This is a genomic window from Polaribacter sp. Hel1_33_78 (assembly GCF_900106075.1).
GTDB lineage: Bacteria > Bacteroidota > Bacteroidia > Flavobacteriales > Flavobacteriaceae > Polaribacter.
In genome coordinates, this window is record NZ_LT629794.1 from 2452181 (window position 1) to 2467443 (window position 15263).

Below are 15263 nucleotides of genomic sequence, written 5' to 3' on the forward strand. Positions count from 1 at the left end.
ATATTTGAATCGTACAAATAATAAAACATTATGAAAAGAGCTAACTACAAAATTCTAACACTACTATTTATCACAACACTCTTTAGTTCATGCGCTGTAGATATGTTCAATAGAGTTAATGGCAACAGAAATGTTGTTACTGAAGACAGAAGCACAAAAGAGGAATTCACAAAAATTAAAGTAAGTGCAGGTTTAGAGTTATATATTTCTCAAGGATCTAAGAACCAAATTACAGTTGAAGCTGATGAAAATTTACAAGAAATTATTATCACAGAAGTGAATAATGGAGTGTTAAAAATTTATTCAGAAAAAAATATTTGGAAAGCAAAAGCAAGAAAAATATTTGTTACAATTAAAAATTTAGAAGCTATATCAGCCACGAGTGGTGCAGCTATTTATACAGAAGAATCTTTAATACTAAACAATCTAAATATTAGTGCTACGAGCGGTGCTGAAATTAATATTTCTATTGAAGTAAATACTGTTGAAACTAGTGCAACAAGCGGTGCTAATATAAAAGTTTCTGGTGTTTCAATCAATCATATTTCTAAAGCAACAAGTGGTGCCTCCATATATACGTATGAATTACGCAGTAAAAATGTTACTGTAAAAGCTACAAGCGGTGCAAATATTGATGTATTTGCTTACGAAAGTATTGACGCAAAGGCAACCAGCGGTGGAGATATAGACTTTAAAGGAGATCCAAAAAAAGTAAATAAAAAGACGTCTTCCGGGGGAAGTGTTTCTGCTCAATAAAATTAAATTCAACCAAAAATTAACAAAATAAAAAGGGTTGGAATCGCTAATTTTACCCATATCAGGAATTTATAAAATAACAATTGGAAATTAAAAAGAGTTTTGAGTTATAATCACCAGCTCTATAGAGAATAAAAATTTATTAGAAAGCTAACTTCTAATATCATACCATTTCTATTTTTTAAATGGTATCAATACTAATACTTGGTTTTATTAGTTTACTTGGTAAGACGTCGTTTTTTTATAGAAAACGACGCTTACTTTTTTATGTTGAACATATTCTCTGTTATTCTTTAAAATCAGTCTCATTTCTTATTCAAATACTCCTCAATATCCGCAATGTGATGTTGTAAAGCCTGTGCAGAAATCTGTATTTCCTTTATTAAAAGAGCCAATGAAATTATCAATAAAATAAGTGCAAAACCAAAAACATATACAGCAATTGTATGATAATTAATATAGATCAAAAACATGGTCAGTACACAAAAAAGCAAGCTTGTAATTCCAAATATTTGCATCCATCTTGTCAAATTTAAACGCAATTTCAAATTCTGAATCTGTCTTAACAAAGACTCCTCTTGTCTTTCTAAAAACTTCGCATGTAAATTTCTGATAACAGCTGCATAGGCTAAAAAACGATTGGTATACGCCAGCATTATTAATGAAATTGCAGAAAACAATAAGGCTGGTGTTGTTAAAGTGAGCTCTTCCATAAGATGTCAAAATTAAATAATATTTTCTAATTAAAAACTGATAAAATCATTTTCTGTACTTTTGAAATATGAAAAATCAATTTTTCTTTTTTACTTTCATTTTTAGCTTAACACTTTGTGCACAAAAAATTCCATATGGTTTTGTGTATCTCTCTAATATTGATAGCACTATAACAGCTGAATTAAGGTATTTAGGCAATCATAATTTTATTGGAAAAACAATTGACGGCTATTATGATAATTGTGTAATAGTTACCAAAGAGACTGCTAATGCTTTACATAAAGTGCAAACAATTTTAGAAAAAAAAGGATTAAGTCTTAAAATTTTTGATGCATACAGACCGCAACAATCCGTAAATCATTTTGGGAAATGGGCAAGAGTTTTGAGTGACACTTTAATGAAAACTGAATACTATCCAAAAGTACCAAAATCAGAATTATTTAAGAGAGGATATATTGCATCAAAATCGGGTCATTCAAGAGGTAGCACAATAGATTTAACAATTGTTAATCTAACTACAGGAAAAGAATTAGATATGGGAAGCCCTTATGATTTCTTTGGAATTGAATCACATCCTTTCCATAAAAACATAAATGAGCATCAACAAAAGAACAGATTGTATTTACGTAAAATAATGTTAGAAAATAACTTTAAACCTTATGAGAATGAATGGTGGCATTTTACATTAAAAAATGAACCTTTTCCGAAAACGTATTTTAATTTTCCTATCAAAAAATAAGTTTCGTTAATTTCTTAACGAGTTCATTAAAAATCGGCATTATATTTGCGCTCTAACTGCTAACATTCTATATATCAATGAAATCAATTTTTAAATTTTTTTTTACTATTGTTTGTCTGCTCTTATCGACTGCTCTATTTGCACAATTAGACAAAAATAACGGTAATACCGAAAAAGGAAGCCTAAAAGCAACTGTTTTAAAGAATTCAAAAGAACTTAAGAGGCCTAAATCTTTAGAATTAGATGGTACACTGGGTTTTAAAAAAGCGTTTGGTAAAGAAAAAGAAAAACTAAAAAAACAAAAAGAAGAAAAAGCGTTAAACAATAAAGGTATTTTGACGAGAGCTCAACTTAATGATTTAAGAATCAAAGAAATGTATGGCAAGCGTAAAATTAAAAAAGTTGACAGTCATCAAGGAAATTTTTTAACACTTTCAAAAACCGTTACGCTCTCCTTCAGGGACTTTGGTGCTATCGATGGTGATATTATTGGAATATATCATAATGATATTTTAATTGTAAAGAGAGCGACCCTCAATCAACATTATCAATCGTTTCCAATACATTTACAAAAAGGGAATAATAAAATTGAAATATTAGCTATAAACCAAGGATCACTTGGCGCTAATACTGCTCAATATAAGTTAGTTAACAGTTCTGGTTTCAAAATAGCATCACAATATTGGTTTTTAGCAACTGGAGCTAAAGCTATTTTTAATGTTACAAAAAACTAACTAAAACAGCTTACGAAATGCTTTTCGCTAATTTTAAAAAATCAAACTTTTTTATTCTTTATAAAACAACTATTTTTGTAATTCATTATTGAGAATAAACATATCGTTTACAAAATAAACAAGAATCATTAAGAATGAAAAAAATCACTAAACAGACTTATTTAGATTGGTACAAAGACATGCTCTTTTGGCGTAAATTCGAAGACAAATTAGCTTCTGTTTACATTCAACAAAAAGTAAGAGGATTCTTACACTTGTACAATGGTCAAGAAGCTATTTTAGCTGGAGCAATACATGCTATGGACTTATCAAAAGATAAAATGATAACTGCTTACAGAAATCACGTTCAGCCAATCGGTATGGGAGAAGATCCTAAACGTGTGATGGCAGAGTTGTATGGTAAAGCTACTGGAACCTCAAAAGGAATGGGAGGCTCTATGCATATTTTCTCTAAAGAATTTGGTTTTTATGGAGGTCATGGAATCGTTGGTGGACAAATACCATTAGGAGCAGGTATTGCTTTTGGTGACAAATACAAAGGAAGTGATGCGGTTACCTTAACTTGTTTTGGTGATGGGGCCTCTAGACAAGGTTCTTTACATGAAGCTTTTAATATGGCGATGTTATGGAAATTACCTGTAGTTTTTATCGTTGAAAATAATGGATATGCAATGGGTACTTCTGTAGAAAGAACTGCTAATCATTCGGATATTTGGAAATTAGGCTTAGGCTATGAAATGCCTTGTGGACCTGTCGACGCCATGAATCCTATTAAAGTGGCCGAAGCTGTGGATGAAGCGATACAAAGAGCAAGACGTGGAGATGGACCTACTTTCTTAGAAATGAAAACATATAGATATAGAGGTCATTCAATGTCTGATGCTCAGCACTATAGAACTAAGGACGAAGTTGAGGAGTACAAAAAAATAGATCCTATTACACAAGTTTTAGATATCATTAAAGAAAATAACTACGCAACAGAAGAAGAAATCGCTGCAATTGATAAAGATGTAAAAGATAGGGTGAAGGAATGTGAAAAGTTTGCAGAGGATTCTCCATATCCAGAAGTACAGCAATTATATGACATGGTATACGAACAAGAAGATTATCCTTTTATAAGTTAAAATATGGCTACAATTATAAACATGCCAAGATTAAGTGACACCATGGAAGAGGGTGTTGTGGCAAAATGGTTAAAAAATGTTGGAGATAAAATTGAAGAAGGTGATATTTTAGCTGAAATAGAGACTGATAAAGCAACTATGGAATTTGAATCTTTCTATGAAGGAACGCTATTGCACATAGGAATTCAAGAAGGAGAAACTTCTCCGGTTGATGTTTTATTGGCAATAATTGGTGAAGAAGGTGAAGATATTTCTGCAATTTTAAATGCAAGCTCAGAACCAGTAATAAAAGAAGAAGAGAAAGAAGAAATTAGTACAGAAACTTCAAACACAAGTGCCACTGCAATTCCTGAAGATGTGCACGTAATAACAATGCCTCGTTTAAGTGATACTATGACTGATGGTACCGTGGCGACATGGTTAAAAAAAGTTGGAGACGCCGTTGAAGAAGGTGATATGCTTGCTGAAATTGAAACGGATAAAGCCACCATGGAATTTGAATGTTTTTATGAAGGAACTATTTTATACATTGGTGTTCAAGAAGGAGAAACTGCTGCTGTTGATAGCTTATTAACAATTATTGGTCCTGCAGGAACAGATGTTTCTGCTATTGTTGCAAATGGGGGTTCAATGAGAGCTGCTAGTAAACCAGCTGCTGCATCAGAAAAGAAAGAAGAAAAAATTATTGAGGAAAAATCATCAATAACTACAAAGAAAACAAATGCTGCTGGCGGCAGAATTTTTGCGTCACCACTGGCAAAGAAAATTGCATCTGATAAAGGAATTAATTTAGCCGATATAAGTGGTTCTGGTGAAAATGGACGAATCATCAAAAAAGATGTAGAAAACTATACTCCTGCAGTTAAAGCTGTTGAAGTTGTTAAAACAGAAACGACTACTACCGGAGCAAAGACTTATGTTGCAGTTGGTGAAGAAAGTTCTGAAGAAGTGAAGAACTCTCAAATGCGTAAAGCAATTGCAAAATCTCTAGGAAACTCTAAGTTTTCTGCTCCTGATTTCAGTTTAAATATTGAAGTGAACATGGATAATTCCATGGCTTCAAGAAAAATTATCAATGCAATTCCAGAAACAAAAGTATCTTTTAATGATATGGTTGTAAAAGCTTGTGCAATGGCTTTACAGAAACATCCTCAAGTAAATACTTCTTGGACAGACAATACTACTATTTATCATAAGCATATTCACGTTGGTGTTGCCGTTGCCGTGGATGATGGTTTATTAGTCCCTGTTGTTAAGCATACAAATCAATTGAGTTTGACTCAAATTGGAGCATCTGTCAGAGACTTAGCAGGGAAAGCGAGACATAAGAAAATTTCTCCAGCAGAAATGCAAGGAAGCACATTTACGGTTTCTAATTTAGGAATGTTTGGAATTGAAAACTTTACTTCAATTATCAATCAACCTAATTCAGCTATTTTATCCGTAGGCGCCATTGTTGAAAAACCAGTGGTTAAAAACGGACAAATTGTTGTTGGAAATACCATGAAATTAACGTTAACTTGTGATCACAGAACGGTTGATGGTGCTGTTGGTGCTCAATTTTTACAAACATTAAAAACGTTTATAGAAAATCCCGTTACAATGTTAGCATAAGACTTTTAAATTTTATAAAACTAAAAAGCTCGCAGGTTGCGAGCTTTTTTTTTATATTTATATCAAATGAAAGATATTGAAAATAAACTAAAAAACCCTGTTTGGTATTCCCTAAAAGAAACTCATAAAAAATTTACTATTGAATATGATGGCGTTCATTTTTACCAACCAGACATATGCATATTTGGCGCTTTTTTTGATCCTAATAAAACAGCCAATGCGCTAAATGAATATGCTAAAATAGTAGATAAATTCTTTTTAGTTTCAGAAAACAAAACACCAATTATTGATACTAATTATGTGCTTCTAGAAAAGAAAATTGATGGTTGTCAAATGGTTTTAGAAAACTTAGTAGACCTTGAAATTACTGAAAATATAGTTTTATTAACAGAAGATTATATTGATGAAATTTATGATTTAATTTGGCTGGTGATGCCCGGATTTTATCGAAAAAGAGGTTTTGAAATGGGTAAATACTTTGGGATTTTTAAAGACAATAAACTCGTTTCAATTACTGGACAAAGAATGCAAACAGATGATTTAATAGAAGTTAGCGGAGTTGTTACACATCCAAATTACACAAAAAGAGGTTATGCCAAACAGCTAGTTGCTTTTACAACTAAAGAAATCTTAAAAGAAAACAAGTTACCAATTCTGCATACAAACAAAGGTAATACTGCAATTCCTCTTTATGAAAAATTAGGCTATAAATTAACTAGAGACATGAATTGGTGGTTATTTAGTAGAAAGTAAAAGACCATAGATAATCTTTTTAAAATAATCTATGAAAAAAGCCTTGAGAAAACCTCAAGGCTTTTTTGTTCTATAAATTTTAACATTTAATTCTTGCTCATTGTCATCGTCATTTTTGACAGTAATTTTTGCCCACTAGCTGAAAGAGTCATGTCTATTAAAGTATTTGTTGGAATTCCCGTTTTTCTATCAATATCTACATGGCCAGTAATATCTCCAGAAGCCATTCCTGAAACTTTACCAGATAAATCCAATTCAACTTTATCTTATAATATTGATTTTACTTTGTAAAAAAAATCCATTACCATTCCTTTTTCATTTTTAGAAGATGTCCAAGTAGTTCCTATTTTTACAGCACCTTTAGGATAAATAATAGTACTTGTTTGTTTTCCCATTTCACTAACTCCAGGAATATTTGGTTCAACTTTGGTTTCAAGAACTTCACCTAAATCATTTCCTTTGGCAAAGATTACAGCCTCTAACATTGGTTCCATTTGAGCTTTCATCATTTTACCAGTATCATCTAATTCGGCGTCAGATTTAGAAGAATCATAACTCATTATATTTCCTCCTTGTAACATGTCCATAGATATTTTAGAAAACTTCATTTCGCTTTCATAAATGCCATCTTTTACCTCTAAAATTTTCACACTCATATCTAATGTCATTCCCATGGACATAACAGTTCCCATTTCCTATAATGATTTCATGGAAATGTCATAAATTACTCCTTTTTCGCAGTTTAAACGAAGTAATACGGCTTCTTGCGCATTAACATTTATGCATAACATTAAGAAACACAAGAATAATAATTTTTTTCATTTTATTTTTTTTTATGAATCTTTATTAATTTATTGGAAACAAATATAATTCTAAAAAATAAAAAGCCCGAGAAATTTCTCGAGCTTTAAAATTTTAACAAATTATTTAAATTAAAAATCCTGATTTAAATCCCAAGCTTCTAAAGTATCTTTTAAACTTTTAATAAACATACCACCTAACGCACCATTTACAACTCTGTGATCATAAGAATGAGAAACGAACATTTTTTGTCTAATTCCTATGAAATCACCTTCTGAAGTTTCGATTACGGCAGCAACCTTTCTTATTGCCCCTAGAGCTAAAATTGCTACTTGCGGTTGATTAATAATTGGAGTTCCCATTACAGAACCAAAACCACCAACATTTGTAACCGTATAAGTTCCTCCTTGAATATCATCAGGTTTTAACCCGTTATTTCTTGCTCTATTAGCTAAATCATTTACAGATTTCGTCATACCAACTAAATTTAATTGATCCGCATTTTTTATGACAGGAACAATTAGATTTCCATCTGGTAAAGCAGCAGCCATTCCTAAATTAATGTTTTTCTTTTTAATGATATGATCACCGTCTATGGCAATATTAATTAATGGAAATTTCTTAATTGTAGTTGCAATCGCTTGCATAAAAATAGGGGTAAATGTTAGCTTCTCTCCTTCTCTCCTTAAGAAAGCATCTTTTACTTTATCTCTCCATTTTACAATATTTGTAACATCAATTTCTATAAACGATTGCACATGTGCTGAAGTTTGAACAGAATCTACCATATGCTTAGCAATCAGTTTCCCCATTCTACTCATTTCAATAATTTCGTCTTCTCCATTTACAGAAATTGGTGCAACTTTAGCAACCGTTTTCTCAATTTGTTTTGGAGCTTCAGCTTTTACTGGAATTGAAGTTGATATCGCTTGAGGAGATTTACTTCTATTCTCTATATAAGATAAAATATCATCTTTCGTAACTCTTCCATCTTTTCCAATACCAGAAATAGATTCTAATTCTTCCATAGAAACCCCTTCTTTCTGAGCAATATTTCTTACTAATGGTGAATAAAATTTACCTGAATCTGAGGTCTTAGTAATAGGCATAGATACCTCTTCAACCGCTTTTGCAATTGTTTTTTCTACCTCTATAACTTCCTTAGAAATCTTATTTTTAGTCTCTGTAACTCCATTAGAATTTTCATCACTTTCAGTTTCTATTATTGCAATAGTTTCTCCTACAGCCACAATAGCATCTTGTTGGAACAAAACTTCTACAAGTGTTCCTTCAACTTCACTTGGCACTTCAGAATCTACTTTATCTGTCGCTATTTCTACAACAGCTTCATCTAACTCAATAGTATCACCTACTTCTTTTAACCAAGATGTAATGGTCGCCTCTGCAACACTTTCTCCCATTTTTGGTAACTTCAATTCAAATCTTGCCATTTCTATTTGATTTTACAGAATGCAAAAATACTAAAAAACAATGTTCTTCTAGTAAAAAAGATTAAAAATAAAGTTTTCTAGAAATTAATATTTTACATTATTTATAATATTAAACAAGAAAATATCTATTTATTTTTATTATTAAACACTTAATACACATAATATTAATTTATTCGCAATAAAACACCAACTCTTCCTTTACTATAAATATTTATTCATTTTTTGAAAAAAAATAAATATTGATGATTTATATCATATAATTAAGATTTAATCTAATATAAATTTGCCTCATAAAACAAATAGATTATGAAAAAAATTATCTGTCTATTTATACTGTTATTCATAATAGCAACTCCATTATTCTGCCAAAAAGCTGCGGTTAATTTAATTCCAGATATCAAATTACCTATAAATTTATCTGTTACAGAAACTTCTACATCTCTCAAAATTAAGTTACCAAGTAATGTATTAGTTAAAGGAACTTCCACCTTACACGACTGGGAGAGTATTGTAGAAAAAACGAATGCAACTATTACCTTTAATAATTTTGATAATGTGACTATTGAAACTTTAGAAGTAAAAATAGAAGCTACGAGTATAAAAAGTGGTAAAAAAATAATGGATAAGCTTACCTATAAAGCTCTCAAGGCAAAAGAATACCCATTAATTACTTTCATTTTTAAAAAAGGAGAAATTATCTCGGAAAATACAGACTTCATAAATATAAAACTCCGTGGAGATTTAACAATTGCTGGTGTTACCAAAAATGTAACTGTTTTGAGTAAAATTAATAAAAATGGCGACCATATTACTTTAACAGGATCTCATGAATTAAAAATGACCTCTTTTGGCATAGATCCCCCGAAAGCTTTACTTGGAACCATAAAAACAGCTGATGAAATAACAATTGAATTCAATCTGAAATTTTAAAATAAAAATTAAATTAACCAATTATGAAAAAAAATACACATTTAGTATTAATTGCAATGCTAGCTGTTTTTACGCTAGGCGCCAACGCTCAAAACGTTCAATATCTGAGACAAGCAGGATATGATGGATTAAATATTTTTGAAACGAAAAAAACAAATGATGTAGAATTTGAAAAACTATCTATTAAAGTAGGTGGTGATTTCGCAATTCAATTTCAGTCGCTAGATCACTCCAATGACATGAATAATCTCACTGCAATTGGAGGAAATGTAAACTTACCTACTGCAAACTTAAATTTTGATGTACAACTAGCAGACGGTATAAGAATGCATTTAAGAACTTTTCTTTCCTCTAAACACCACGAGGAAACTTGGGTAAAAGGTGGTTATATTCAAATGGATAAGTTAGACTTTATAAAAAAAGATTTCTTAAAAAATATTATGGATGTAACAACCCTAAGAATTGGTGTTGATCAATTAAACTTCGGTGATGCGCATTTTAGAAGATCTGATAATGCAATGGCCATTTACAATCCTTTTGTTGGTAATTACCTAATGGATGCCTATACAGTAGAACCTTTTGTTGAAATAACATTACAACCGAGAGACTATGTAATTGTTGCTGGTATATCTAATGGTTTACTAAATCCTACAGTAGATAAAACAATCTCTCCTTGGGGATCTTCAACAATTACTGGCGAAAAAGATCTTAAAGTTACTTTTTATGGTAAATTAGGAATGGATCGTCAAATAAATGAAGCTTTAAGAGTGCGTTTAACTGGTTCTTTTATTAGTGAAAGTGGTTACAATAATGGAGACCATTTATACAGTGGAGATAGAGCTGGTGGAAGATATTATAACATATTTAACGCAAATATTGGTGGTGAATTAAAAACTGGAGGTGATTTTGCAGGACGATTTACTCCTGGATTTAAAAACAACACTTCATACCAAATTAACCCATTTATACAATATAAAGGTTTAGAATTTTTTGGAATTTATGAAACTAGTAAAGGAAGCAAAGCAGAAGGAAATGAAAAAGGATCTTTTACTCAAGTAGGTACTGAATTATTATATAGATTTGGAGAACAAGGGCAATTCTATATTGCAGGAAGATATAATTCTGTAATTGGTAATGCAGACTTTGCCCCTGGTAGCGCAAAACCAAATGAGCAAAAAATTACGAGAACTAATATTGGTGCAGGTTGGTTTATGACAAAAAATATTCTAATGAAAGTAGAATATGTAAAGCAATCTTATAATTCTGATGCTGCGGCATGGTCTCCTAACGCATGGACACCAGAAATATTATCGGGTGCAGAAATGAATGGTGTTGTACTTGAAGCAGTAATCTCTTTCTAACAATTTATTTGAATTAACTAAAAAGCAGGAATTTTGTTCCTGCTTTTTTTGTTTTATTACTTAAATCCAATCTTTTGGACGTGCTAAAACCTGCAACAATCGTTCTTCTTCAGAATTTTCTTCTGGATGATGATTGTATTTCCATTGAACTATTGGCGGCAAACTCATTAAAATACTTTCTATTCTTCCGTTTGTTCTTAGTCCAAATAAAGTGCCTCTATCGTGAACTAAATTAAACTCAACATATCTTCCTCTTCTTACTTCTTGCCAATCTTTATGTGCTTTTGTAAAATCGATCTCTTTTCTCTTTTCTACAATTGGCACGTAACTTTCTAAAAAGCTGTTACCAACTTCTGTTACAAAATTATATCTATCTGCAATCGAAAGCTTATCAGTTTCTTTTAAGTAATCAAAAAACAAACCTCCAATTCCACGGGCTTCATTTCTGTGTGAATTCCAAAAATACTCGTCACAAGTTTTCTTAAACTTAGGATAAAACGATAAATCATGCTCATCACAGGCATTTTTACAGACGGTATGAAAATGAATGGCGTCTTCATCAAATAAATAATAGGGTGTTAAATCTTGGCCTCCACCAAACCATTGGGTAACAATATTTCCTGCTTCGTCGTACATTTCAAAATAACGCCAATTAGCATGCACGGTTGGCACAAAAGGGTTTATTGGATGCAACACTAGACTCAATCCACAAGCAAAAAATTTTCCTTCTTTAACTTTAAACTGATTTCTTAAAACTTCTGGTAATTCTCCATGAACAGCAGATATATTTACACCTCCTTTTTCAAAAACAGCTCCGTTTTCAATTACACGTGTTCTTCCTCCTCCACCTTCTTCTCGTTCCCAAATGTCCTCTTCAAACTTTGCAAGTCCGTCAACCTCTTCTATTTTAGAAGTTATTTGATCTTGCAAGTTTTCTATGTATTTATAAAATTGGTCTTTCATTTTCGATATTTAGTAGCTCAACTGTTTTTACTGATGCAGCAGTTACAGATAATGGTAAAACGATTATAATTCCTATAACAGGAATTAACAAACATACCATAAAAACGATTCCATTACCTATAGAAACCCCTTTGTTTTTTCCAACAAAGTTGATACTTTCTTCATAATTTAAATGCCTTTCTAAAGTGTAATCCATATTTCCAAAACCTGCATAATAAGCTTGCAACAAAAACAATAGAATAGTTGAAAATATATTCACTAAAGGAATAAATTTCAATAATAAAATAGGAATTGTAATCAATAATTCTTTTACTAAATTTCTGCTATTTATTCGAATTCCTCTCCATAATTGTTGTTGAAAAGTAGTTTTTCTATGATTTACTTTTAAACTTCCATTGACATGAATTTCTATTTTTTCTGAGACGGCACTCATAAATGGTGCTGATAATGCTAAAATAATATGCTTGTAAACAATCAGACCAATTACTAAAACAAAAATTGCACTTACAAAACTAGCAATTGTAGTAACTGTTTCTTTACCCCAATCCCAAATCCAAATTTTTGCTAAAAACTGACCAATAGTATCTGACAAACCATATGCTGTAAAACCAATAATTGTTGCCGTTAATACACTAATTACAATCGGAATTACAAAATATTTACCAAGCTTTAGTCTAGAAATTAAACGAAAGGCACCTGCGTAAGCACTGATTCCTGAAAGTATATTTTTAATCATTAGCTTCGGTTTGCGTTAGCGATTGAAATGACATCCTTTTATGAATTAACGAATAAAAGATAAAATGGAAAGCGCGACCTTTAGGTAACGCCCAAAAAAGTCTTATTTTTTTTATGAAACTTTATACTCTTTTACTGCATCTACAAATGCCTTTGCGTTTTCTAATGGAATGTTGGGTAAAATACCATGACCTAAATTTACAATATAGCGGTCTTTGCCAAATTCGTTAATCATTTGGTGCACCATTTTCTTTATTTCCGCTGGTGGCGACAATAATCTCGATGGATCAAAATTACCTTGTAAAGTAATATTTCCTCCTGATAAATAACGCGCATTTCTTGGGGAACACGTCCAATCGACACCCAAAGCAGAAGCCCCTGATTTTGCCATATCATTTAAGGCAAACCAACAACCCTTTCCAAAAGCGATCACGGGAGTTTCATCTTTTAAGGCATCTATAATTTGCTGAATGTATTGCCAAGAAAATTCTTGATAATCTACCGGAGATAACATTCCTCCCCAAGAATCAAAAATTTGAACTGCATTTACACCTGCTGCAACTTTTGCTTTTAAATAAGCAATCGTTGTATCTGTAATTTTTTGCAACAAACTGTGCGCTACAATCGGATTTGTAAAACATAATTCTTTAGCCTTATCAAAGTTCTTAGAACCCTGACCTTGCACGCAATAACATAAAATTGTCCAAGGAGAACCTGCGAAACCAATCAAAGGAACATCATCATTTAGCTTTTCTTTGGTTGCTTTTATTGCTTCCATCACATACCCTAAAGATTCATAAACATCCGGAACAATTACACGATCTAAATCTTTTTGATTGCGAATTGGATGCGGTAAATACGGTCCAAAATCGGGTTTCATTTCTACCTCAATATTCATAGCTTGCGGAATCACTAGAATATCAGAAAATAAAATAGCTGCATCCATTCCATACCTTCTAATTGGCTGCACCGTAATTTCGGATGCCAGTTCTGGAGTTTGACAACGAGTAAAAAAATCGTATTTCTTTTTGATTTCTTGAAATTCTGGTAAATATCTTCCTGCCTGACGCATCATCCAAACTGGAGGTCTATCTAAAGTTTCTCCTTTTAATGCTCTTAAAAATAAATCGTTTTTTATCATTGTTTAGCTTTTGACAATTAGCTCTTGATTATTACATTACATATTTATAAAACTTCATTCCAGATTAATTGAAGTGAGCCTAATATTAATTCTTAAATTACTTTCTCACACTAACTCAGGATAATGATTTATTTACATTTTAGACACCGCTAACATTGCTTTATCGGTTGCTTCTGCTATTTTTTTAATATCCTTATTTGTTATAGCTGAAGACAAAAACCAGGCTTCAAATTGACTTGGCGGTAAAAAGACACCGTTTTCTATCATTTCCCAAAAGAAGATCGCAAACTTATTGGTATCGGACGACTGTGCTTCATCAAAATTGGTGACTTTTCCTTTTGTAAAGAAAGGGTTCATCATAGAACCAAAACGATTTACAACTAAATCCACCTTATATTTTTTAGCAGTTTCTAATAAGATTACTTCTAAGATTGCAGCGGTCTCATTAAACTGCTTATATGGATTTTGTTGCTTCAATTCTGTTAATGTAGAAATTCCTCCAGCCATTGCAATCGGATTTCCACTTAAGGTTCCTGCTTGATACATACCACCCAAAGGCGCAACCTCCCGCATAATTTCATTTCTTGCTCCATAGGCTCCCACTGGGAAACCTCCACCAATTACTTTGCCTAAACATGTAATATCTGCTTCAACTCCTAATAATTCTTGAGCTCCACCGAATTTAGAACGGAAACCTGTCATTACTTCATCAGCAATTAATAAAGCTCCTTTAGTTTCTAAATATTCTTTTAAATCTTTTAAGAAGTTATTCTGCGGAATTACAACACCCATATTACCACAAATTGGCTCAATAATTACAGCCGCAATATCAGTATGTTCTTCAAAGTGTTTTTTTACACTTTCTAAGTCGTTATACTTTGCGATTAAAGTATTTTTAACTGCTCCTTCAGGAACTCCTTTAGAACCTGGTAAACTTAAAGTTGCCAAGCCAGAGCCGGCTGCCACCAACAATGAATCTTGATGTCCATGGTAACAACCCGAAAATTTTATAATTTTATCTTTTCCTGTAAATGCTCTTGCCAAACGAACACCACTGATAACAGCCTCCGTTCCAGAGTTTACAAAACGAACTTTATCCATTCCTGGAAAAGCATCGCAAACTATTTTCGCTAAAATGATTTCATTTTCTGTGGATGCCCCAAACGAATACCCATTTTTCAATGCTTTTTCAACTCCTTTTTGCACTTTTTTGTGACGATGACCTAAAATCATTGGTCCATAAGAAAGTACTAAATCTATATATTCATTTCCATCAACATCTGTAATTTTACTTCCTTTGGCCTTTTTAATAAACAACGGATTTCCACCCACCGATGAAAATGCTCTAACGGGAGAATTTACAGCACCTACAAGGTGCACCAATCCTTGTTCGTATAATTTTTGAGATTTTTTAAATTTCATTTTTTTAACTTTTCTATCATTCCGA

The 15263-nt window shown here is 31.8% G+C and carries 16 protein-coding genes; 8 read left to right on the forward strand and 8 right to left on the reverse strand.

The annotated features are described in order from the left end of the window. The first annotated feature begins 30 nt into the window (after positions 1 to 30). The gene (locus BLT88_RS10600) at positions 31 to 756 is read left to right on the forward strand and encodes a head GIN domain-containing protein (RefSeq protein WP_091954687.1); all 726 of its coding nucleotides are present in this window, start codon (positions 31 to 33) and stop codon (positions 754 to 756) included. Positions 757 to 1061: 305 nt separating this feature from the next. Here the strand turns inward: BLT88_RS10600 and BLT88_RS10605 are convergent, their stop codons facing one another. Next, on the reverse strand, positions 1062 to 1469 hold the full coding sequence (locus BLT88_RS10605; RefSeq protein ID WP_036787775.1) for a DUF2721 domain-containing protein: 408 nt from the start codon (positions 1467 to 1469) through the stop codon (positions 1062 to 1064). A gap of 68 nt (positions 1470 to 1537) precedes the next feature. Between BLT88_RS10605 and BLT88_RS10610 the strand changes: the two genes are divergently transcribed. The 5 genes from BLT88_RS10610 (at position 1538) to BLT88_RS10630 (ending at position 6434) form a co-directional block, all read left to right on the forward strand. Beyond that, positions 1538 to 2209, forward strand: coding sequence for a M15 family metallopeptidase (locus tag BLT88_RS10610; RefSeq protein ID WP_091954689.1), 672 nt, complete (start codon positions 1538 to 1540; stop codon positions 2207 to 2209). A gap of 77 nt (positions 2210 to 2286) precedes the next feature. Beyond that, positions 2287 to 2943, forward strand: a complete 657-nt coding sequence (locus BLT88_RS10615) for a hypothetical protein (protein WP_091954690.1) — start codon at positions 2287 to 2289, stop codon at positions 2941 to 2943. 134 nt (positions 2944 to 3077) lie between these two features. Beyond that, positions 3078 to 4067: a pyruvate dehydrogenase (acetyl-transferring) E1 component subunit alpha gene (gene pdhA, locus BLT88_RS10620; protein WP_036787771.1), complete on the forward strand. Its 990-nt coding sequence runs from the start codon at positions 3078 to 3080 to the stop codon at positions 4065 to 4067. A 3-nt stretch (positions 4068 to 4070) separates the two neighbouring features. Then, positions 4071 to 5681, forward strand: a complete 1611-nt coding sequence (locus BLT88_RS10625) for a dihydrolipoamide acetyltransferase family protein (RefSeq protein ID WP_091954692.1) — start codon at positions 4071 to 4073, stop codon at positions 5679 to 5681. A 66-nt stretch (positions 5682 to 5747) separates the two neighbouring features. Beyond that, positions 5748 to 6434 carry a GNAT family N-acetyltransferase gene (locus BLT88_RS10630; protein ID WP_091954693.1) on the forward strand — a complete coding sequence of 229 codons (687 nt, stop codon included), beginning with the start codon at positions 5748 to 5750 and terminating at the stop codon, positions 6432 to 6434. An 86-nt stretch (positions 6435 to 6520) separates the two neighbouring features. Here BLT88_RS10630 and BLT88_RS14165 read toward each other — a convergent pair whose 3' ends face one another. The 3 genes from BLT88_RS14165 to BLT88_RS10640 all read right to left on the reverse strand — a co-directional run bounded on the left by BLT88_RS14165 (position 6521) and on the right by BLT88_RS10640 (position 8686). After that, entirely contained in the window at positions 6521 to 6688 is a 168-nt protein-coding gene (locus BLT88_RS14165) for a hypothetical protein (RefSeq protein ID WP_157691209.1), read from the reverse strand. A 12-nt stretch (positions 6689 to 6700) separates the two neighbouring features. After that, positions 6701 to 7126 carry a hypothetical protein gene (locus BLT88_RS10635; protein WP_091954695.1) on the reverse strand — a complete coding sequence of 142 codons (426 nt, stop codon included), beginning with the start codon at positions 7124 to 7126 and terminating at the stop codon, positions 6701 to 6703. A 240-nt stretch (positions 7127 to 7366) separates the two neighbouring features. Continuing rightward, positions 7367 to 8686 (reverse strand): dihydrolipoamide acetyltransferase family protein, encoded by a 1320-nt coding sequence (locus tag BLT88_RS10640; protein ID WP_091954696.1) that lies wholly within the window; start codon positions 8684 to 8686, stop codon positions 7367 to 7369. Between the two features lie 306 nt (positions 8687 to 8992). Here BLT88_RS10640 and BLT88_RS10645 point away from each other — a divergent pair, with 306 nt between their 5' ends. Together BLT88_RS10645 and BLT88_RS10650 are read left to right on the forward strand one after the other, a co-directional pair. Beyond that, positions 8993 to 9616: a YceI family protein gene (locus BLT88_RS10645; RefSeq protein WP_091954698.1), complete on the forward strand. Its 624-nt coding sequence runs from the start codon at positions 8993 to 8995 to the stop codon at positions 9614 to 9616. Between the two features lie 23 nt (positions 9617 to 9639). After that, positions 9640 to 10977, forward strand: a complete 1338-nt coding sequence (locus BLT88_RS10650) for a hypothetical protein (RefSeq protein ID WP_091954700.1) — start codon at positions 9640 to 9642, stop codon at positions 10975 to 10977. A 60-nt stretch (positions 10978 to 11037) separates the two neighbouring features. On the opposite strand, the gene hemF is transcribed toward BLT88_RS10650, so the two are convergent. The 4 genes from hemF to hemL all read right to left on the reverse strand — a co-directional run bounded on the left by hemF (position 11038) and on the right by hemL (position 15238). Further along, positions 11038 to 11940, reverse strand: a complete 903-nt coding sequence (gene hemF / locus BLT88_RS10655; protein ID WP_091954701.1) for an oxygen-dependent coproporphyrinogen oxidase — start codon at positions 11938 to 11940, stop codon at positions 11038 to 11040. Further along, a complete protein-coding gene (locus BLT88_RS10660) occupies positions 11921 to 12676 on the reverse strand; it encodes an EI24 domain-containing protein (RefSeq protein ID WP_091954703.1) in 756 nt (251 codons plus the stop codon). Before BLT88_RS10660 ends, hemF begins: the two co-directional genes overlap by 20 nt. Positions 12677 to 12787: 111 nt before the next feature. Continuing rightward, positions 12788 to 13816 carry a uroporphyrinogen decarboxylase gene (gene hemE, locus BLT88_RS10665; protein WP_091954704.1) on the reverse strand — a complete coding sequence of 343 codons (1029 nt, stop codon included), beginning with the start codon at positions 13814 to 13816 and terminating at the stop codon, positions 12788 to 12790. Between the two features lie 132 nt (positions 13817 to 13948). Next, positions 13949 to 15238 carry a glutamate-1-semialdehyde 2,1-aminomutase gene (gene hemL, locus BLT88_RS10670; RefSeq protein WP_091954706.1) on the reverse strand — a complete coding sequence of 430 codons (1290 nt, stop codon included), beginning with the start codon at positions 15236 to 15238 and terminating at the stop codon, positions 13949 to 13951. Positions 15239 to 15263: the final 25 nt, after the last annotated feature.